The sequence below is a fragment of the Herminiimonas sp. Marseille-P9896 genome, assembly GCF_903993245.1.
GTDB classification, from domain to species: Bacteria; Pseudomonadota; Gammaproteobacteria; order Burkholderiales; family Burkholderiaceae_D; genus Oxalicibacterium; species Oxalicibacterium contaminans.
In genome coordinates, this window is sequence record NZ_CAJEVT010000003.1 from 99,969 (window position 1) to 119,383 (window position 19,415).

18 protein-coding genes are annotated in these 19,415 nt (G+C 55.9%); 13 read left to right on the forward strand and 5 right to left on the reverse strand.

The features are described 5' to 3' along the window. The first annotated feature begins 9 nt into the window (after nucleotides 1-9). Genes H7U06_RS10870 through H7U06_RS10880 form a run of 3 tightly spaced genes read left to right on the forward strand, consistent with a single transcriptional unit; the run spans nucleotide 10 to nucleotide 4,102 of the window. On the forward strand, nucleotides 10-1,428 hold the full coding sequence (locus tag H7U06_RS10870) for a mannose-1-phosphate guanylyltransferase/mannose-6-phosphate isomerase (protein ID WP_175626194.1): 1,419 nt from the start codon (nucleotides 10-12) through the stop codon (nucleotides 1,426-1,428). Further along, nucleotides 1,428-2,657 (forward strand): hypothetical protein, encoded by a 1,230-nt coding sequence (locus H7U06_RS10875; RefSeq protein ID WP_175626195.1) that lies wholly within the window; start codon nucleotides 1,428-1,430, stop codon nucleotides 2,655-2,657. Before H7U06_RS10870 ends, H7U06_RS10875 begins: the two co-directional genes overlap by 1 nt. Next, nucleotides 2,654-4,102 (forward strand): lipopolysaccharide biosynthesis protein, encoded by a 1,449-nt coding sequence (locus H7U06_RS10880; protein WP_254873222.1) that lies wholly within the window; start codon nucleotides 2,654-2,656, stop codon nucleotides 4,100-4,102. Before H7U06_RS10875 ends, H7U06_RS10880 begins: the two co-directional genes overlap by 4 nt. Here H7U06_RS10880 and H7U06_RS10885 read toward each other — a convergent pair. The 3 genes from H7U06_RS10885 to H7U06_RS10895 are packed head-to-tail and all read right to left on the reverse strand — an operon-like array spanning nucleotide 4,099 to nucleotide 6,438. Then, entirely contained in the window at nucleotides 4,099-4,707 is a 609-nt protein-coding gene (locus H7U06_RS10885; RefSeq protein WP_175626196.1) for a phosphatase PAP2 family protein, read from the reverse strand. The two genes, H7U06_RS10880 and H7U06_RS10885, sit on opposite strands and share 4 nt — an antisense overlap. 35 nt (nucleotides 4,708-4,742) lie before the next feature. Then, complete coding sequence (gene lgt / locus H7U06_RS10890) at nucleotides 4,743-5,540, reverse strand: prolipoprotein diacylglyceryl transferase (RefSeq protein WP_175626197.1); 798 nt, start codon at nucleotides 5,538-5,540, stop codon at nucleotides 4,743-4,745. 4 nt (nucleotides 5,541-5,544) lie between these two features. Beyond that, nucleotides 5,545-6,438 (reverse strand): LysR substrate-binding domain-containing protein, encoded by an 894-nt coding sequence (locus tag H7U06_RS10895; protein WP_175626198.1) that lies wholly within the window; start codon nucleotides 6,436-6,438, stop codon nucleotides 5,545-5,547. Nucleotides 6,439-6,628: 190 nt separating this feature from the next. Between H7U06_RS10895 and ilvD the strand changes: the two genes are divergently transcribed. Beyond that, the gene (ilvD, locus tag H7U06_RS10900; RefSeq protein WP_175626199.1) at nucleotides 6,629-8,302 is read left to right on the forward strand and encodes a dihydroxy-acid dehydratase; all 1,674 of its coding nucleotides are present in this window, start codon (nucleotides 6,629-6,631) and stop codon (nucleotides 8,300-8,302) included. A 225-nt stretch (nucleotides 8,303-8,527) separates the two neighbouring features. On the opposite strand, the gene H7U06_RS10905 is transcribed toward ilvD, so the two are convergent. Next, the gene (locus H7U06_RS10905; protein ID WP_175626200.1) at nucleotides 8,528-9,907 is read right to left on the reverse strand and encodes a sensor domain-containing diguanylate cyclase; all 1,380 of its coding nucleotides are present in this window, start codon (nucleotides 9,905-9,907) and stop codon (nucleotides 8,528-8,530) included. A 174-nt stretch (nucleotides 9,908-10,081) separates the two neighbouring features. Beyond that, nucleotides 10,082-10,297, reverse strand: coding sequence for a TIGR04438 family Trp-rich protein (locus H7U06_RS10910; protein ID WP_175626201.1), 216 nt, complete (start codon nucleotides 10,295-10,297; stop codon nucleotides 10,082-10,084). Nucleotides 10,298-10,455: 158 nt separating this feature from the next. On the opposite strand from H7U06_RS10910, the gene H7U06_RS10915 reads away from it, so the two are divergent. The 9 genes from H7U06_RS10915 (at nucleotide 10,456) to H7U06_RS10955 (ending at nucleotide 19,345) form a co-directional block, all read left to right on the forward strand. Next, a complete protein-coding gene (locus H7U06_RS10915) occupies nucleotides 10,456-10,764 on the forward strand; it encodes a c-type cytochrome (protein WP_124574836.1) in 309 nt (102 codons plus the stop codon). 425 nt (nucleotides 10,765-11,189) lie between these two features. After that, nucleotides 11,190-12,365: a branched-chain amino acid ABC transporter substrate-binding protein gene (locus H7U06_RS10920; RefSeq protein ID WP_175626202.1), complete on the forward strand. Its 1,176-nt coding sequence runs from the start codon at nucleotides 11,190-11,192 to the stop codon at nucleotides 12,363-12,365. A 91-nt stretch (nucleotides 12,366-12,456) separates the two neighbouring features. Further along, entirely contained in the window at nucleotides 12,457-13,386 is a 930-nt protein-coding gene (locus H7U06_RS10925; protein ID WP_175626203.1) for a branched-chain amino acid ABC transporter permease, read from the forward strand. Nucleotide 13,387: 1 nt separating this feature from the next. Then, complete coding sequence (locus tag H7U06_RS10930; RefSeq protein WP_175626204.1) at nucleotides 13,388-14,551, forward strand: branched-chain amino acid ABC transporter permease; 1,164 nt, start codon at nucleotides 13,388-13,390, stop codon at nucleotides 14,549-14,551. After that, nucleotides 14,551-15,375, forward strand: coding sequence for an ABC transporter ATP-binding protein (locus H7U06_RS10935; protein WP_370458619.1), 825 nt, complete (start codon nucleotides 14,551-14,553; stop codon nucleotides 15,373-15,375). The genes H7U06_RS10930 and H7U06_RS10935 overlap by 1 nt, the downstream gene beginning before the upstream one ends. Continuing rightward, entirely contained in the window at nucleotides 15,372-16,079 is a 708-nt protein-coding gene (locus H7U06_RS10940) for an ABC transporter ATP-binding protein (RefSeq protein WP_175626205.1), read from the forward strand. Before H7U06_RS10935 ends, H7U06_RS10940 begins: the two co-directional genes overlap by 4 nt. A gap of 13 nt (nucleotides 16,080-16,092) precedes the next feature. Then, nucleotides 16,093-17,391, forward strand: a complete 1,299-nt coding sequence (locus H7U06_RS10945) for an amidase (RefSeq protein WP_175626206.1) — start codon at nucleotides 16,093-16,095, stop codon at nucleotides 17,389-17,391. A gap of 14 nt (nucleotides 17,392-17,405) precedes the next feature. Continuing rightward, the gene (locus H7U06_RS10950; protein ID WP_175626207.1) at nucleotides 17,406-18,695 is read left to right on the forward strand and encodes a M20 family metallo-hydrolase; all 1,290 of its coding nucleotides are present in this window, start codon (nucleotides 17,406-17,408) and stop codon (nucleotides 18,693-18,695) included. Nucleotides 18,696-18,748: 53 nt separating this feature from the next. Next, on the forward strand, nucleotides 18,749-19,345 hold the full coding sequence (locus H7U06_RS10955) for a helix-turn-helix domain-containing protein (RefSeq protein ID WP_175626208.1): 597 nt from the start codon (nucleotides 18,749-18,751) through the stop codon (nucleotides 19,343-19,345). Nucleotides 19,346-19,415 lie beyond the last annotated feature (70 nt).

The following is a 19,415-nucleotide window of genomic DNA, read 5'->3' on the forward strand; positions in this document are numbered from 1 at the left end:
CGAGCCTGCATGAAAATCTATCCCGTTATTTTGTCTGGTGGTTCCGGCAGCCGTTTGTGGCCCTTGTCGCGTGCCGCCTTGCCCAAGCAATTATTGCCACTGGTATCCGAGCGCACGATGCTGCAGGACACCGTACTGCGTGTCTCCACCTGGAAAGGCATGGAGCCGCCGCTGGTAGTGTGCGGTGATGATCATCGCTTCCTGGTCGCCGAGCAGTTGCGCCAGATAGGCATCACGCCGACCGCCATCCTCCTCGAAGCACAAGGGCGCAATACTGCACCCGCAGTCGCGGCAGCCGCTAATTACCTGACGGCACTGGAGCCGGATGCCGTGATGCTGGTGCTACCAGCGGATCACATGATTGCGGATGAAGATGCTTTTCATGTCGCGGTGATGCTGGCAGCCGATGCGATAGGCACGACTGCGCTGGCTACCTTCGGCATTGTGCCGACGGCAGCGGAAACCGGTTACGGTTATATACGTCGTGGTGCGGCGCTGGACGCATCGGAAACCTGCTTCGCGGTGGAACGCTTTGTGGAAAAGCCTGATCTGGCGACGGCAGAAAAATTCATCGCAGACAAGAATTACTCATGGAATAGCGGCATGTTTATGTTCCGCGCTTCCGCTTACCTGTCCGAACTGCAACGCCTGCAACCAGAGATGGCCCAGTGCTGTGCGTTGGCAGTGCATGATGCGTATACCGATTTGTCGTTCTGCCGCCTCGATGAAACCGCCTATGCTGCTTGCCCGGCCGAGTCCATCGACTTTGCCGTGATGGAACACACTGCGCATGCGCTGGTGATCCCGGTCGATATGGGTTGGAGTGATGTCGGCTCATGGTCGGCGCTGGCCGAGATCAAGCCGGGCGACAAGGACGGCAACATCCTGCACGGCGACGTGTACACCGATGGCGTGACCGATACGCTGATCCGTTCCGGCAGCCGCTTCGTTGCGGCGATAGGCGTCGATAACCTGATCGTGGTGGAAACCAAGGATGCGGTACTGATAGTCGCGAAAGACCAGGTACAACGCGTCAAGCAGGTGGTCGAACACCTGCAGCTGGAACAGCGCGGCGAGCATTTAAACCATACGCGTGTGTATCGCCCCTGGGGCTGCTACGAAGGAATAGATGCGGGTGAGCGCTTCCAGGTCAAACGCATCACCGTCGATCCGGGTGAAAAATTATCGCTGCAGATGCACCACCATCGTGCCGAACACTGGGTCGTGGTGACGGGCACTGCCCGCATCACTTGCGGCGAAACGGTCAGGCTGCTGACTGAAAATGAATCCATCTACATCCCGATAGGCATGACACACAGGCTGGAGAATCCGGGCAAGATGCCGCTCCACCTGATCGAAGTGCAATCGGGGGCTTACCTGGGAGAAGATGACATCGTGCGTTTCGACGATGTGTATCAACGTGCCTGATGAACCTGTCTGACCATCCGAATTTGCAAGAGCATCCTTTTATACAGCACGCGACGCGTCCGCTGATCGTACGTCTGACCGAAAAGCGTAGCGAAGGCCGCGTCGTCCGCAGTGCCAGCTTTGGCAACCAGCAAGTCTGGTGGGAGCTGGCCGGACCGGAGCACAGTCTGCCTGCACCGCTGGTGGCGCACGATATGGCGGCGACCGCGCTAGTCTTCGTCGCGATGCATCGCGGACAGGATTTGTATATCGATGGCCCGGTGACTTTTTCCCTGTTGAAGAACATGGAAGACCTGATTGCGTGCTGGGTCGCGTGGCGGCCGGATCTGTACCGAGCGATACGGGTAGGTGCGGCACAGGAATTGCCGGATAGTGCTATCCCCGCACCGTACGCGACACGTGCAGTGGCGGCTTTCTCGGGCGGTCTTGATGCGTCATTCACTGCATGGCGTCACGTCACCGGACGCGCCGGACGACGCAGCTATCCCTTGCATGCGGGTGTGCTGATACAAGGCTTCGATATTGCACTGGATGCGAAAGCGGCTTTCGATACCACCATCGCTTCCGCTGCCGATACCCTGCATTCGATCAGTGTCCCCATGGTGACGCTGAAGACTAACTGGCGCACCGTCGCCTGCGTGAACTGGGAAATGGAATTCGGTAATGGCGTTGCCACCTGTTTGCGTAACTGGCAGGGCAGTGCGAACGCCGGACTGGTCGGTTCCGATGAAGACTACGCACGGCTGGTGCTGCCCTGGGGCGGCAATCCGATTACCTATGCGATGTTGTCCAGCCGCGATTTCCAGATTGTGTATGACGGCGGTGAATTCGCCCGTACCGAAAAAGCCGAAGGCATACTCGACTGGCCGGTAGGTTTGCGCAATCTACGCGTGTGCTGGGAAGGCCCGACCACCGGGCGTAATTGTGGTCGCTGCGAAAAATGCATGCGTACCAAACTCAACTTCATGGCGGTCGGTGCAGACTTGCCAGAGTCGCTGGCGGGGCGTCCGACGGATACGCAAATCTTGCGTCTGCGTGCGGGGAATCATGCGCAGCTGGTCTTGCTGGAAGAGATCGTCCTGATCGCGGAGCAGCGCCAGATCAACGAATCATGGTTGCGTATGCTGAAGTGGGCGATCAAGAAGAATCGCTTCCTGAATACCTTTTCCATCTTTGGCCGGATCAGGCGCGTGCTGGGTTCCTTTAAACGCAGGCTGGTGGCCAGATGAAAAATATGCGACGGGTGGTGCCGTGGGCCATCGTCGATAGCCTGGGAGTAGGGCTGCTCGGTTTCCTCACGCTGGCCATCATGACACGGGTGCTGACGCCTACCGATTTCGGTAGCGTCGCCTTTGCGCAATCCATCGTCTTGCTGACGCAACTGGTGATAGGCCTCGGTATCAATGAAGCGCTGATACAGCGACGGCCTATCGATATGCTGCATCTGGATAGTGCGTTCTGGATGGCGGTCGCGCTTGGCTTGTCCGGCTTTCTGTTCTGCGTCGGCGTCGGTCTTTACTTCATCTTCTATCTGCAGGAAAGCCTGGTCGGTACGATCTTGCTGGCCGAAGGTACGGCTTGTCTGTTCACAGGATTGAATCTGTTGCCATCTGCGATGCTGGATCGCAAGCTGCGCACCAAGGCGATTGCGCGCCGCACGGTAGCGGGCAAGCTGAGTTACGGCATCGTCGCGATTACGCTGGCGCTGTCGCAGTTCGGCGTGTGGAGCATTGTCATTGCGGGCATCGTGCAAAACATTTTATTGACGGTGATTTTTTGGCGCGGCCAGCAGCGGTGGCCGCAGCGTCGTTTCTCATGGCCGCATGCGAAGCAACTGATCGTGTTTGGTTTCCCGGTGATGCTGGAAGGTGCGTTGTGGGCTTTCCTGACGCGCGTGTTCAGCCTGCTGATCGGTGCGATACACGGCATGAGCATGCTGGGATTTGTCAGCGTTGCGTTCAAGGCGACCGATGCCTTGTCGAATATCGTCGGCAGTGTAGCCGGGCGCATAGGCTTGCCGCTGTTTTCTTCCATGCAGCAGGACAAGGAGCGCTTGCAGCGATCCTTCCTGCAAACCACGCAGGTGATGGCTTTTGTTTCCACGCCTATTTTCGTCGGCCTCGCATTGACCACCGCGCAATGGGTGCCGCTGCTACTCGGGGATAAATGGGCGGAAGCGATCCCGATGATCGTGATCCTGTGCTTTGTGTGGGCGATCAGCTTTACCCGTATTTTCGTCAGTCCGTACTTGCGTGCGCTGGGTCATCCGCGTGCCTTGCTGTTACCGGCGGTGTGCGCGAGTGCCTGCACTATTGCGGCGGTATTCCTGACCGCGCATCAGTCCGCAATTTATATCATTGCGGCATGGTCGTGCCGGGTAGCGGTGACTTATCCGCTAGGTTTGCACTTGTTACGCAAGTACGCGGCGATTCCTATGCGTGCGCAATTGCAGCCTTTGCTGTCGCCTGTGATGTGCGTCACTTTCATGGCGGCTTGCGTTTATGCGGCGCAACGCGGCTTGCAGCATTTGTCGCTGCCTTTGCTGGCGATGCTGTTTATTTCGATGGCGGTAGGGGCGCTGAGCTATGCGCTCGCGGTGCTTTTGCTGCACCGTGAGCATTTGTCAGGTTTATGGGCGAACTGGCGTGGCGGGGAATTGAAGCAAAGTCGTTAGCTTGGATCTGCCGGATGGCGATGCAAATTCTCATTGCCGGACAGGTAGATCGCGATGCGTTCTATCCAACCTTCGGTCGGTGCCGGTTTGAGGGTGAGTATCGGGAACAGGGCGATGGTGCCTATGATGAGTAGCTTGCGATCAAAGACGATAGGCGTCCATCCCCGGCAATACCAGATGAAGCCCAGGCTGATGACAGCACCCAACAGCAAACCAGTAATGACTTCAGAAACCGAGTGCACACCCAGCGCCAGGCGCGAGATGCCTATCATGAGGCCGAACAGCAGGCCTGCCAGCACACCCAGCGTGGCCTTGCGCTTTCCCTGATTCTGCAGCAACACATACAGGAATGCGGGTGCAACCGACATCGCGCGCATCGCATGACCGCTGAAGCCTTTGAAATCAATTGTGGCGATACCTATGCCCCAGCCGACATAAGCGATCTTGGTCGCTGCGACCAGGAAGATGCCGAAGCCGAATAGCAAACACCAGCAAAGCGCAGGACGCCAGGCGCTGGCGGCTGCCAGCCACACTGCAAGCAGTGCGGCCAGTGGCATAGTGAAGTTGGTATCGGCGAGTTTGGTAAAGGCGAGCCAGGCTGTCATCTATGGGGTATCTCTAATCGATTGAACGGGAATCTTCACGCAGGCTTTTTGCGATAAGCAATCAGCAGCATGACGATGCCCAGCACGATCAGCGGTACCGATAACATCTGTCCGGCAGAGATGGTGATATTGGCGAAGTGCACTTCGTAATCCGGCATGCGGAAGTATTCAGTGAAGAAGCGTGCCGAACCGTACAGCAAACAGAACATGCCGCCGACTGCCATGCGTGGACGTTCCTTGCGCGAGAACAGCCACAGCAGGATAAACATCAGCAAGCCATCGACCAGTGCCTGGTACAAAGGCGAAGGATGACGTGGCAGGTTATCGACGTTAGGCCAGATCATGGCCCACGGCAGCGAGGCATCGGCGACGCGACCCGGCAATTCGGCATTGATGAAATTGCCGAGACGGCCGAAGGCATAACCAAGCGGCACCATAGGTGCGATGAAATCCCATACGTCCAGTACATTGCGGCGCTGACGGTTGGCCCAGATGCTCATCGCGAGTAGCACACCGAGGAAACCGCCGTGGAAGGACATGCCACCTTTCCATACCTTGAAGATTTCAAGCGGATTGGAGAAGTAGTAGCTCGGATCGTAGAACAGGACTTCACCAAGGCGACCACCGATGATGACGCCGAGCACGCCGTAAAACAGCATGTCGTCTATGTCTTCTTTCTTCCAGCCGGCGCGTGCGATATGTGGCTGCTTGATGCGTACCCGCGCCAGCCAGATGAATTGTGCGAATGCTGCCAGGTACATGAGGCCGTACCAGCGGATGGCGAGGGGACCGATTTCAAGTGCAATCGGATCGGGCATAGGGTGTATCCACATATTTCTATTTCTTTCTCAGTAATTCCAGAAAAGCGTTTAATACCGGCGAGGTGTTATCCCGTCGCCATGCCATACCGGTTTCGACCAGCGGCGTTTTATCTGCCAGTGCCTTGTAGTCGACGCCGGGGCGTTTTAAGTTTGATACGGATTGTGGCACAAGCGCGATACCCATGCCGGCAGATACCAGTCCTATGATGGTTTGCATCTGTATCGCTTCCTGCCCGATATGCGGCGTCAGGCCAGCATCGCGATAACAGGCCAGGATCGCATCATGGAAGGCCGGCGCGATCCGGCGCGGGAAGATAATCAGCGGCAGTTCGGCGACTGCCTGCAAGGCTACCGTCTGCTTGCCACGCACCGCGTTCAATCCCTTAGGTACAGCCAGGATCAAAGGTTCAGATAAAACCGGCAAATAATCCAGTTGCAGCCGCGCCTTGTCTGGCAACGGCGGGATCAGCAGGCCGACATCTATGCGTCCCTGCGTCAGCTCATCTAGCTGGACGTCGGTGGTGGCTTCGCGCAAATCGATCTCTACCTGCGGGTAGGCTTCGCGGAATTCACGCAGGAAGTGCGGCAGCACGCTGTAGTCAGCCGTTGACACAAAGGCCAGCGAGAGCCGGCCCGAAGCACCGGACGCGGCACGGCGCATCAGGTCCGGCAGGGCTGCGGTTTGCTGCAGGATGCGTTGCGCTTCCGGCAACAGGGCGCTGCCGGCAGGAGTCAGTGCCACGCTGCGGCTGGTGCGGCGGAACAGCTGCACCCCGAGCAGGGCTTCCAGCGCCTGGATCGACTGCGACAGCGGCGGCTGCGTCATGTGCAGGCGCTGGGCGGCGCGGCCGAAGTGCATTTCCTCGGCGACCGTGACGAAGTGACGTAACTGCCGGAGTTCTATATTCATGACCTCAATTTACCCCATATCAATATATTTTGCATATTGATAATGATGGAATCATATATTTGACACATGGCACGGCGCAAGGCAATCTAGGCGTCTTTTCAAGGATTTGCCCTGTTACCGGGCAGGCAAGCGTCGTAGCCCTGGTTAAATGCGACGTACTACCGATAGCTTATTTTCTTCTGGAGTCATCATGGCATTCAATCGCCGTTCGAAAAATATTACACAAGGTATCTCCCGCAGCCCGAATCGTTCCATGTACTACGCAATGGGCTACGAAAAGGAAGATTTCGACAAACCTATGGTTGGTATCGCCAACGGTCACTCGACGATCACGCCATGTAACTCCGGCCTGCAAAAGCTGGCTGACATCGCCATCAAGACCGTCAAGGACTCGGGCGGCAATCCACAAGTATTCGGCACACCGACCATTTCCGACGGTATGTCCATGGGTACCGAAGGCATGAAGTACTCGCTGATTTCGCGCGAAGTCATTGCCGACTGTATCGAAACAGCTGTTAACGGCCAATGGATGGACGGTGTGCTGGTCATCGGTGGTTGCGACAAGAATATGCCAGGCGGCATGATCGCGATGTTGCGCACCAACGTACCGAGTATTTACGTATACGGCGGCACCATCAAACCAGGCCACTGGAAAGGTAAAGACCTGACCATCGTTTCGGCATTTGAAGCGGTCGGTGAATTCACTGCCGGTCGTATGTCGCAAGAAGACTTCGACGGTATCGAACGCAATGCCTGTCCATCGGCTGGTTCTTGCGGCGGTATGTACACTGCAAACACTATGTCGTCCGCGTTTGAAGCGCTGGGCTTGGCCTTGCCGTACTCGTCGACGATGGCTAACCCTGACGATGAAAAAGTCGGCTCCGCTGCTGAATCCGCACGTGTGCTGATCGAAGCGATCAAGAAAGACCTGAAGCCACGCGATATCGTGACCCGCAAAGCAATCGAAAACGCAGTTGCAGTCATCATGGCTACCGGCGGTTCGACCAATGCTGTCTTGCACTTCCTCGCGATTGCACACGCTGCTGAAGTGGAATGGACCATCGATGACTTCGAACGCATGCGCAAAAAAGTACCTGTCATCTGCGATCTGAAACCATCGGGTCAATACGTGGCAACCGACTTGCACAAAGCTGGTGGTATTCCGCAAGTCATGAAAGTCTTGCTGGACGCAGGCTTGCTGCACGGCGATTGCATGACCATCACCGGTCAGACCGTTGCTGAAGCGCTGGCGAACGTACCATCGGTACCGAGCGCAGAGCAAAAAGTTATCCATCCGATCAAGGATGCGCTGTACGAACAAGGCCACTTGGCAATCCTGAAAGGCAATCTGTCGCCTGAAGGTTGCGTCGCAAAAATCACCGGCCTGAAAAACCCAGTGATCACCGGCCCTGCACGTGTATTCGACGACGAATACTCGGCCATGGACGCGATCATGGCGAAGAAAATCGTTGCTGGCGACGTACTGGTCTTGCGTTACCTCGGCCCTAAAGGTGGTCCTGGTATGCCTGAGATGCTGGCACCGACTTCGGCGCTGGTTGGCCAGGGCCTGGGTGAGTCAGTCGGCTTGATTACCGATGGTCGTTTCTCCGGCGGTACCTGGGGCATGGTGGTTGGTCACGTGTCGCCGGAAGCTTTCGTTGGTGGCTTGATTGGTCTGGTGGAAGAGGGTGATTCGGTTACCATCGATGCACACAATCTGCTGATCCAGTTGAACGTACCGGAAGAAGAAATCGCACGTCGTCGCGCTAACTGGAAACAACCTGCGCCACGTTACACACGCGGTGTCCTGTCGAAATTCGCAGCATTGGCTTCGACCGCCAGCAAAGGCGCAGTCACTGGCTGATAGTTGCTTGCTGTAAGTGTAAAAAAGCCGGCTGATGCCGGCTTTTTTTATGTGCGTATGGAGTAGCGCTTTTTGTTTCCCTTATCCACATTTTCTGTGGATAAGTCTGGGGGGAACTCTTGCTCGCATCGCGCACAACCTTGCTGCTATTGGCTTGGATATAAATTGCCTGTCTCGCGATGATCTTGCACAAGTTGTGACTTGTGCATAGACGCGATGGCACTATCAGTCGGCAAATACGAATTTATTTTTACCGAGTTGCTTGGCCTGGTACATCGCGCCATCGGCACGCAGCATAAGCTCGTCGCGTCCGAGCCCGGGCTGATACATGGCGACGCCTATGCTGGCGGATACGACGACTTGCTTGCCATCGATTTCTACCGCTTCCTGCGCGGCCTTGATCATGCGCGCGAGGATTTTTTCGCATTCATCGATGGAGTGCAGTTCGTTCAGGACGACGACAAATTCATCCCCGCCAAAACGTGCCAGCATATCGCTTGCGCGCATGCAGTTGTGCAGGCGTAGTGACATTTGCTGTAGCAAATAATCACCGGCGGCATGACCGAGGCTATCGTTGATTTCCTTGAAGCCGTCGAGATCGAGGAAGCAGACGGCGACCTGATGTTCGCCATTCGCGGCACCTGCGATCGCCTGCTTCAGATGGCTTTCCAGCAGGCGACGATTCGGCAGACCGGTCAGGGCGTCGTACTGGGCGATGCTTTGCAACTCGCGGCGACTGCGGATGATGGCGGCCAGCACATAAGCGAACCAGCCCATGCACAGACTGCTGATGATGACGATAACAGCTGCCACCAGTGTGCGGGCACCAGATTGCCAGCCATCTTTTTTACTGACTTCCAGCGTCCATTCATCGCTGCCGACTTTGACCTGGCGCGTGAAGATGCGACCTTGCAAGGGTTTGCGCGAAGCTGCGATCAGTTCTACCTTGTCGGTTTGCGGATTTTTGCCACTCAGGCGGTAGGTGTAGCCGCGGCTTTCCATGTCTTCGAGTCGTGCGTCACTGAAGGCATCAGGAAACTTCAGGGTCACCAGCGTATAGCCCCAGAAGTAGGCTTTGCCTTCTGCATTCTTCAGGAACACCGGCAGCTTGCCGATCGCACCCATAGGTCCTTGCAGCAAGCGGATAGGGCCATAGAACTCGACCACGTTCTGATCCATGGTCGGTATCAGTGTGGCGCGATCCATGCCCGCCATGATGTCGTGTCCATTGACGCATGCATTGCTGGCGGCGGGCTCGATTTGCTGCACTACGCCGTCAGGAGCCAAGGCGAGGGCATAAGCGCCTTTGTACATATTCAGCATGTATTTGGACAGGCGCGAGAATTCAGCTACGCGACCTTTGCCCTGATGCACCATCACGGCCAGCGCATTGGCAGCGGACAGCGCATGGTCGAATTGCCGGGTAATCGCGGTGGCATAGCTGGAGACCAGTTGATTCGCCCGCGCCATCTCGATCTCGCGCCGGTTGGATTCGGACTTGAAAAAAATCCAGCCGCCGACCATAGCGGTCAGCAGGAATACGATGATGGGGAGTCGCCAAGTAGGGCTGGTGGGGTGCGCTGTAAACGTTAAAGGTAGGCGCATGACGTGGCCTCACTTTAAAATTTAAGAAACAGGCTCTGCAGCCCCTAGTAGAACCGCTACACCGCATGGGGTCAAGGATGCGCGGTCTTTGTTTAGAAATGTTTACTCGGTGTAGGACTAGCACTGGTGTAGGAAAAATCTGCCCAGTGCTGGGCGTGTTAAATCAGATGCTATTTATTTGAAGGTTTTCTTCACGCGTTCCTGGCGTGCTTTTTCCAGTTGTTCGTGTGCTTTGCGCTTATCGAGGCCGAACATGCGTTCGACGAATTCAAACCAGATAAAGGCCACCACGAACAAGCCAGCGATCCACCACCATGACAGGCTGGCGAGCGGACCGACTTCAAAGTATTTCAAAACGGTCAACAGTACGATCGCGATGATGAGTAACATGAATTCTCCCTTTTGCCGCAGGATATTGTGAAAAAGAGTAACGGTCAATTGCACGCGTCAACTGGCGTGTTAGCTTGGCGTTATAGCAGTATGGGAGTGTGCCATCGTGGCGCGTAAAACGCGGTAGAATGGCGGCGATCAATCTTGTGGAGAAAAGCATGAAACGTACTTTGTTGCTTGGTTTGGTTCTGGCTGCAGGCGTGTCGAATGTCGCGCTGGCGAATGCTGATTTGGCGAAGGCAAAGAATTGTATGGCTTGCCACTCGGTGACCAACAAGGTGGTGGGGCCTTCCTTTAAAGACATCGCAGCGAAGTATTCTGGTCAAAAAGGCGCAGAAGATAAGCTGGTGCAGAAGGTATTGAAGGGCGGTAGCGGCACCTGGGGTGCTGTGCCTATGCCGGCTAATGCTCAGGTTAGTGAGGCTGAGGCTCGCACGCTGGTTTCTTGGATTATGACTTTGAAGTAAGCAGATTTACTTGATAGTTAAAAAGCGCCTCCCGGGGCGCTTTTTTATTGTCTGTTTGGATTGCTTGTTGATGATGCGGTTCTTTCTGCGTGGAGAGCGGGGCCACCCCCGGCAACGCACTTCTCTACGGAGAGAAAACCGAATCAGCGCCATCAACGCGCAAACCAACAAGCTCCCCCATTAAGTGCACCCCCTCTCCATTTCGGCGCATCTTGTTGCCAGCAGCACATTCGATTACCACCATTTGTATCCGCTTTACCACACTCAATTTACCCCTTCTCCAGAGAGGGAAGCCTCTCTCGCTTTCCGATTGGCACGCTTGTTGCTGAACAAAATTCAAGCTACTTGAATATTTAAGTTTTTGTTGTTACTGTCATTCAAGCAACTTGAATTGTTCCCGTCGATCGTTTTCAAAGGAGATTAAAGTGAGCAAGACCAACACTGTATTAAAGGCGGCGGTTGTTTGTGCTGCTGTAGGCATGGGTTTATTGAGCATGACGGCATCGGCTAAAGATGTCGTGAAGATTGCATTTGTTGGGCCGCTTACTGGCGGTGTCTCCTCCATCGGTCTGGGCGGGCGTAACTCGGCTGACCTCGCAGTGCGCTTGCGCAATGCAGATCCGAAGGCCAAGTACACCTATCAACTCGTGACCCAGGATGATGAATGTCGTCCTAACGTCGGCGTGCAGGTTGCTACCAAAGTTGCTGCAGATAAGAGCATCGTCGCGGGCGTGACCCATTTCTGTTCCGCAGTGGCGATGGGTACCGTTGGTGTTTACAATCGTTTCGGTTTGCCGGTCATCGTGTGGGGCGCTGTGCTGCCTGAGATCACATACGGCAATGACTTCAAGGAAGTTCATCGCGTCAACGGCACGATGATTAACCAGAGCGAAGTGGCTGCCAAGTTCATGATCAGCAAGGGCTATAAGAAGTGGGCCATCATTCATGACACCACCGATTACGGCAAAGGCCACAACAAGTATTTCTCCGAGTTCGTGAAGAAGAATGGCGGCACCGTGCTGTCGACTTTTGGTGTGACTGCCGACCAGCAGGATTTCACCACCGAACTGACCAAGATCCGCGAATTGAAACCAGATGTCGTCTACTTCGGTGGCCTGACACCGCTCGGCGTTCGTATCCGCACCCAGATGGAAAAGCTCGGTATCAAGGCGCAGTTTGAAGGCACCTCCGGTATCAAGTCGGATGCATATATCCAGGGTGTAGGCGAGAAGGTTGCGGAAGGTTCCTTGTCCTTCATCGAAGGCGCACCATGGGAAAAAATTCCAGGCGGCTTGTTCTTCACTGCCAAATATCAATTGCAAAAATACAGCGAACCACCTGAAGCCTACGGTCCATTCGCATACGCAGCTGCCAACCTGATCATGGATGCAGTTGAAAAAGTCGGCCCGGATCGCAAGAAGGTGCGTGATGTGCTGAATCAAACCAAGGACGCCGATACCCTCATCGGTAAAGTGACCTTCGATGACCACCGCCAAAACATCGTGCCATTGGTAACCAAGTATGTGGTTGAAGATGGCAAGTGGGTGATTTGGGAAGACAGCAGCTATGCCACTGGCAAGCGGAAGTTGTCCGGGCTCTAAGCTCTAAGCAATCATAAGACAGGCATGAGATCGCAGGCCCCGCCCCTGTGCGGGGACCTGCTGCCTGAGAGAATCTGGAACGGAGCAAACGATGAGTGAAATCGGTCAATATGTGTTTAACGGACTGATGCTGGGCATGATCTATGCCATGGTGGCGGTCGGTTTTACCTTGTTTTTTGGCGTATTGGACGTCATCAAGTTTTCGCACGGCGATACTTTGATGGTCGGTGCGTTCGCGGGCCTGACGGCTTCCACTGGTGTCTTGATGCTGGACATCAGCTCACCCTGGATACGCTTGCTGGCAGTTGTGATTAGTGCGGTGTGCGTGACCGGTTTGCTCGGTGCGGCGATCGCCAAATTCCTGATTCTTCCCTTGCATAAGGCACCGCCGCTGAATACTTTGCTGGCGACCCTGATGCTGGGTACGGTAATGCGTGAATCGGTACGTCTGTTTTACCCGGACGGTTCGAATTCCAAACCTTTCCCTTCCTTGTTGCCTACCGGCTCGGTGGATATCGGTACGCTCGCGCTGCGAGCGGATAACGTGATCCTGCTGATCAGCGGGCTGGCGATTATCGCTGGCGTGCACTTCCTGATTACGCGCACCCGCCTTGGTATGGCGATCCGCGCCGTGGCGCAGGATGGTGAAACGGCGCGCCTGATGGGTATTAATTTCGAAGCAGTGGTCTTGTTGACGTTTGCACTGGGCTCCGGCATGGCTGCGCTGGCTGGTGTGATGAACGGCTTGTACTACAACGAGATCAACTTCAACGTCGGCCTGCTGCTCGGCGTGATCGGCTTCTCGGCTGCGATCCTGGGCGGGCTGGGCAATATCTACGGTGCGATTCTCGGTGGCTTCCTGTTCGCTGCCTTACAAGTACTCGGCAGCGCCTTGTTGCCGGCACTGATACCGAATATCCCTAGTGCATACAAAGACGTCTTCGCCTTTGCTGTCGTCATTATGTTGATGGCGTGGAAACCAACCGGGCTGATTGCCGAAAAATCAAGCGAGCGAGTCTGATATGAGCGACATCAAATTGAAAACAAATTCAGCCAAGCTGGTATTGGCGCTGGCCACCGTCCTGGTGACAGCATATATGTGGTTGTTCCTGCACGCTGAATCGCAGCTCGCCATCGGCGTCCTGATCGTGCTGGCACTGGTGCTGGCAATCGTCGGCAAAAAAACCGGCACCACGCAAAAGGTGGAGCAGGCTGCAGCAATTCAACCTGGCCTGGCGCGCCTGTGGAGCGTCATGGGAGTGCTGGCTCTGGTGGCGGCTTTCTATGACAGCCACTTCGTGCTGATGATGATATGCGCAGTGTTGCTGTATTCGACTGCATGCATGGGACTGACCCTGCAATTCGGTTTTGTCGGTGTGGCCAACTTTGCCGGTGCTGCGTTCTTTGGTATCGGTAGTTACACCACTGCGGTGCTGGCGACGCACACCGGTCTGCCGCAACTGGCCAACATTGCGATCTCCGGTGTGGTTGCTGCCATCATCGGTTCGGTGCTGATCCTGCCCGTGCTGCGTACCCGTGGTCACTATGCAGCTCTGGTCACGATTGCATTCGGCATCCTGTTCAAGACCTTTATCGAAGTCAACGATGTGCTTGGTGGCCCGCAAGGTCTGCAAGTGCCGGGCATGCAGTTGTTCGGTCATGCCTTCAATGATGGCTTCAAACTGTTTGGCATTGAGTTCTCCTTCTATGTTTCCTATGTGCTGCTGAGCCTGGTGATTTGTGCCGGTGCGTTTGTACTGGTGAAAGCACTGGAACGTTCGTGGGTAGGCTTGAGCATGGATGTGGTGCGTACCGATGAAACAGCTGCGGCTACCTTCGGTTTGCATATCGCCCGCTGGAAGGTGATTGCCTTCACCATGGGCAATCTGTTCGCCGGTATCGCCGGTAGCGTGTACGGCATGATGGTGGGCTTCATCGCGCCGAATAACTTCACCTTCTCCGATTCACTGTTGCTGGTATCGATCGCCATCCTTGGTGGCCTCGGCAATCCGGTCGGCCTGATCCCTGCGGCCATCATCGTGCTGATGCTGCCGGAGAAGCTGCAGTTCATCCAGGAATATCGCGTCTTGCTGTACGCAGCATTGGTGATCGCTATCCTGCTGTTCCGTCCTGAAGGCTTGTTGCCACGCAAGACACGCTTGTTCTTTAGCAGAAAGGACGCCTAATGAATGCCGCAACCATGAATCACGTAGAGCGTCCGACACACACTGTCGGCGGCAAGCTGGTCGGTGTAACCGATTTGACCATGCGCTTCGGTGGCCTGACCGCGCTCGACCAGTTGAATATGCATATCAACGAAGGGGAAGTGCTGGGTTTGCTCGGACCTAACGGTTCCGGCAAGACTACTTTCTTTAACGTGCTGACCGGTTTGTATAAAGCCAGCAGCGGTTCGATTATTTACCAGGGCCAGGAAGTCATAGGCCAGACGCCGCAGGAGATTTATCGCAGCGGTGTGGCGCGTACCTTCCAGCGTTCACGGCTGTCATTGCCGTTGACGGTGTTCGACAACATCGTGATCGGCGATTACCAGCACATGAACCACGGCTTGTTCTTCAATCTGTTCCAGCGCAAGGCTTTCCGTGCTGAATACGATGCTTATGTGAGCAAGGTCGAAGCGTTGCTGAATATCTTCAGTCCACCACTGGTGGCACGCATGTTCGAGCCAGTCGGTACCTTCACCATGATCGATCGTCGTCGCATCGAAGTTTGCCGTGCTTTGCTGAGCCAACCACACCTGTTGTTGCTGGACGAGCCTTCGGCTGGTATGACGCATGATGAAACCGAAGCCCTGATGGATGACATCCTGCAGGTGCGCGGCAAGCTGGAAAAGCTGACCATCGTGCTGATCGAACATGAAATGAATGTGATCGAGCGCATTACCGATCGCTGCATCGTATTCAACTACGGCAAGAAAATCGCCGAAGGCACTTACGCAGAAATCACCGCTGATCCTAATGTGCAAACCGCTTACCTGGGAGAAGCCGAATGAGCAATCTGATCGTCAAGGGACTGACTACTGGCTACGACAAGGTCAATGTATTGCACGATGTCTCGATTGAAGTCGCACCGGGCAAGATCACCTGCATCCTCGGTGCCAACGGTGCCGGCAAGAGCACGCTGATACGCTCGATACTGGGTTTGACGCCGCCACGCCAGGGCGAAATCCTGTGGGGTGGCAAGAACCTGGCCGGTGAAAAGACACACAACATCATCGCCAGCGGTATCTCGTGCATACCGGAAGGCCGCAAGGTTTTTCCACGCATGACCGTGGCAGAAAATCTCGCACTCGGCGCTTTCCTTGAAAGCGGCAGCGGTGTGGTGCGTGAGCGCCTGGCACGGGTGTATGAAATTTTCCCGCGCCTGAAAGAACGTGCGGCGCAACTGGCAGGGACCATGTCCGGCGGTGAGCAGGCTATGGTTTCCATTGGTCGCGGCCTGATGGCTGAACCGAAGTTGCTGGTGATCGATGAACCGTCACTTGGTTTATCACCGCTGTACGTGAAAGAAAACTTCAAGGTCATCAAGCAGATCAATGCACTCGGTATCACGGTCTTACTGGTTGAGCAGAATGCACGCCAGACGTTGGCGATTTCGCACTATGGCTATGTGCTGTCGCAAGGTCGCGTGATGGCACAGGGTACGGCGGAAGCACTGGCCAGCAATGATGACGTGCGTTCGGCTTACTTCGGTTGATCGGGAGCGCTGTATGAGAGATTACGCCAGCGCATCGCTGAAACAATTGGCAGCCAGCATCGCACGTCGCGAAGTATCGGTGGAAGACGTGGCGCGTGCCGGGATTACACATATCGAGGAATACGAACCTGCGGTGCACGCATGGCAGCATTTCGATCCGCAGCATGTGATTGAGCAGGCGCGCCTGCTCGATGCGCAGCCGCAGCAGGGTTTGCTGTATGGCTTGCCGATTGGTGTGAAGGACTTGATGGATACGGCGGATATGCCGACCACCTATGGTTCGCCCATCTATGAAAACTATCGCCCCATTGTGGATGCAGCTTGTGTCGCTGCCAGTCGCAGCGCCGGTGCGGTGCTGATGGGTAAGAGCGTCACCACCGAGTTTGCCACTTTCCAGCCGGGGCCTACACGCAATCCGCACGGTGCAACTGATCACACACCGGGTGGTTCATCCAGCGGCTCGGCAGCGGCAGTGGCAAGCGGCATGGTGCCTGCGGCTTTCGCTACACAAACTGCAGGTTCCATCGTGCGGCCCGCTGCGTATTGCGGTGTGGTGGGTTACAAACCGACTTTCGGCACTTTGCCGCTGGCCGGAATTAAATCCTTGTCGCCCAGCCTGGATACGGTTGGTGTGCTGACGCGCAATGTCGCCGATGCCGCTTTCTTTATCGGTGCGCTGGCGCGCCTGCCTTTGTCTGCGTTGCTGACACCGGAAGCACAACCCACACGTCTGCGCGTAGGCATATGCCGGACGTCTAACTGGGATCGGGCCAGTGCAGCGACCCGTGCCGCCATCGAGCAGGCAGCACGCTTGCTGGAACGCGCTGGTGCGGTACTCAGCGACATCGATTTACCGGCACCTTGCGGTGGCCTGACGGATGCGCAGATACGCATCATGTCTTATGAAGCGGCCGCTGCTTTTGCACCGGAAGCACGCACCCATGCAGATGGTTTCAGCAAGGCCTTTGCCGCCGTGCTGGCAGCCGGACAAGCGATAGACGGCAGCAGCTATGTCGCCGCGCAAGCGCTGGCCGCTGCCTCGCGTCAAGTGGTGGCAGGCGTATTTGAAAACGTCGACATCCTGCTCGCACCGAGCACCGAAGGTGAAGCACCGGCCGGACTGAATGCAACCGGCGATCCGATTTTTAATCGTATGTGGTCGCTGCTCGGCAATCCATGCGTGCACGTGCCGCAAGGTATGGGCCCGGGTGGTATGCCGATAGGCGTGACGCTAATCGGTCCACGCTGGGGAGATGCCAGCACGCTGGCCGCAGCCCATTTACTCGAAAACACTTTTGCTACGCTCAACTGAAAGACAGGAATAGCATGACTAAGCAAGCACAGGCGGCGACCAGCGCCGCAGAAAATGCACAGGATCACGTCAACAGCAATCGCCTGCAGGATGCGATTGCCGCACTCGCTGCCTTTGGTGGGCGCGATGATGGCGGCGTGGCACGCGAAACGCTGACGGCGATTGATCTGGAAGCACGTCGACACTTGATTACATCGGCGCGGGCGCTGGGTTGTGAAGTGGAGATCGATGATTGTGCGAATTTGTTTTTCCGTCGCCCTGGCACGACTGACTTGCCACCGGTATTGACCGGCAGCCATGCCGATACGCAACCGGTAGGCGGCAAACTGGATGGTGCTTATGGTGTACTGGCCGGACTCGAAGTGATCGCAGCCTTGAACGATGCCGGGATCCAGACGCAACGTGCGATTGAAGTAGTGGCATGGACCAATGAAGAAGGCAGCCGCTTCGGCCCCGGTGCAATGGGTTCCAGCGCCTTCGTCGATCCGTCGCGCCTCGCGGCTTATCGTGCAGTGAAGGATGGCGACAATATTACTTTCGGTGCAGCGGTTGATACCGCACTGCAAGCGGCTGCTGATGTCAAACATCGCAGTCTGCGTCAGCCGATAGCATCATGCGTCGAACTGCATATAGAACAAGGCCCGGTACTGGAACGTGCGAATGCGGCGCTGGGCGTCGTGACCGGCATCCAGAGCGTGCGCTGGTATCGCGTTGACTGTGTCGGCATGGCGGCGCATGCCGGGACCACGCCGATGGATGAGCGTGCGGATGCGATGAAAGCGGCAGTCGCGCTGGCGCAACAGCTGTATACCTATGCTGCGGCCGAAGCGGCGCACAATCTGCGCCTGACCCTGGGACGCTGGCAGGTCGGGCCGAATTCGGTCAACACCATTCCCGGCAATGTGGAATTCACCATAGACGTGCGTTGCGTCGATGCTGCCGTATTGGAACGTTTTGAGCGGTTCCTGACTCAGACGATTGCTGCCTATCAATGGCGCGGCAAGATAGGCTTTGAATGCTTCTTCTCGCGTCCGCCGACGATTTTCCCGCAAGACATGCTGAACCTGATAGAGAAAGCATGCGTGCGGGCCGGTACCCTGGCCAAGCGCGGCGAGCCGCAACACCTGACTTCGGGTGCTTTCCATGACGCCATGTATCTGGCGGAATATTGCCCGACTGCGATGATTTTTGTGCCAAGCAAGGGCGGAATCAGTCACAATGCCGCCGAGGAAACCGCGCCGGAAGATTTGTACCTGGGTGTGCAAGCACTGGCTTACACCGTAGTCGAATTAGCCAATCAGTAGGCAAGCAACGGTAATCGCGGTATTCGATCGTCCCTTTTTTACGGATAAAGAAATTGAAGAGCAAACGCAGTACTGCTGCCAGCGTTGAAACTGTCGAGAAGAAAACCTCGGTATCCGGGCTGGGGGTGCGCTTGCGCCATACCCGCTTGGTTGCGGGTTTGACCCTGATACAACTGGCGAAGAAGGCAGAGTGTTCGGAGAGCCTGATTTCCAAGATAGAGCGCGGTTCAGCCACACCTTCACTGGTGATGCTGCATAGACTCGCCGTGGCATTGGATACCAATATTTCGACCTTGATGTCGGAAGAGATGCCGGTAGTTGGTCCGGTCTTGCGCGTCGGTGAGCGGCCTGTGATCAAGACTGGCGGCATATCGCTGGAGCGTCTGGTGCTGCCCACCCGTGGCGGCTTGTTGCAGGCGAATATACATATCGTCGAGCCGGGTGCCGAGAGTGATGGCCAGATCGAGCATGTGGGCGAAGAAGTCGGCTACGTACTGGAAGGTACGCTGGAGTTGCGCCTGGGTGACGAGCGTTACGAGATTACCGTTGGTGATGTGTTTACCTTTGCCAGCAATGTGCCGCATGGTTATAGCAATATCGGCAAGACCGTGGCGAAAGTACTGTGGGTGAATTCACCTGCCACTTTTTAGTGCATCGCACTTGGTTTGATGAAATAAAAAAAGCGCCTGATCGGCGCTTTTTTTATTGTGGGACAGCTGC

Bases quoted from the DNA above. Each gene is read 5' to 3' on its own strand.
- H7U06_RS10870 (WP_175626194.1), top strand. From the start codon at position 10: ATGAAAATCTATCCCGTTATTTTGTCTGGTGGTTCCGGCAGCCGTTTG.
- H7U06_RS10875 (WP_175626195.1), top strand. From the start codon at position 1,428: ATGAACCTGTCTGACCATCCGAATTTGCAAGAGCATCCTTTTATACAG.
- H7U06_RS10880 (WP_254873222.1), top strand. From the start codon at position 2,654: ATGAAAAATATGCGACGGGTGGTGCCGTGGGCCATCGTCGATAGCCTG.
- H7U06_RS10885 (WP_175626196.1), bottom strand. From the start codon at position 4,707: ATGACAGCCTGGCTCGCCTTTACCAAACTCGCCGATACCAACTTCACT.
- lgt (WP_175626197.1), bottom strand. From the start codon at position 5,540: ATGTGGATACACCCTATGCCCGATCCGATTGCACTTGAAATCGGTCCC.
- H7U06_RS10895 (WP_175626198.1), bottom strand. From the start codon at position 6,438: ATGAATATAGAACTCCGGCAGTTACGTCACTTCGTCACGGTCGCCGAG.
- ilvD (WP_175626199.1), top strand. From the start codon at position 6,629: ATGGCATTCAATCGCCGTTCGAAAAATATTACACAAGGTATCTCCCGC.
- H7U06_RS10905 (WP_175626200.1), bottom strand. From the start codon at position 9,907: ATGCGCCTACCTTTAACGTTTACAGCGCACCCCACCAGCCCTACTTGG.
- H7U06_RS10910 (WP_175626201.1), bottom strand. From the start codon at position 10,297: ATGTTACTCATCATCGCGATCGTACTGTTGACCGTTTTGAAATACTTT.
- H7U06_RS10915 (WP_124574836.1), top strand. From the start codon at position 10,456: ATGAAACGTACTTTGTTGCTTGGTTTGGTTCTGGCTGCAGGCGTGTCG.
- H7U06_RS10925 (WP_175626203.1), top strand. From the start codon at position 12,457: ATGAGTGAAATCGGTCAATATGTGTTTAACGGACTGATGCTGGGCATG.
- H7U06_RS10930 (WP_175626204.1), top strand. From the start codon at position 13,388: ATGAGCGACATCAAATTGAAAACAAATTCAGCCAAGCTGGTATTGGCG.
- H7U06_RS10935 (WP_370458619.1), top strand. From the start codon at position 14,551: ATGAATGCCGCAACCATGAATCACGTAGAGCGTCCGACACACACTGTC.
- H7U06_RS10940 (WP_175626205.1), top strand. From the start codon at position 15,372: ATGAGCAATCTGATCGTCAAGGGACTGACTACTGGCTACGACAAGGTC.
- H7U06_RS10945 (WP_175626206.1), top strand. From the start codon at position 16,093: ATGAGAGATTACGCCAGCGCATCGCTGAAACAATTGGCAGCCAGCATC.
- H7U06_RS10950 (WP_175626207.1), top strand. From the start codon at position 17,406: ATGACTAAGCAAGCACAGGCGGCGACCAGCGCCGCAGAAAATGCACAG.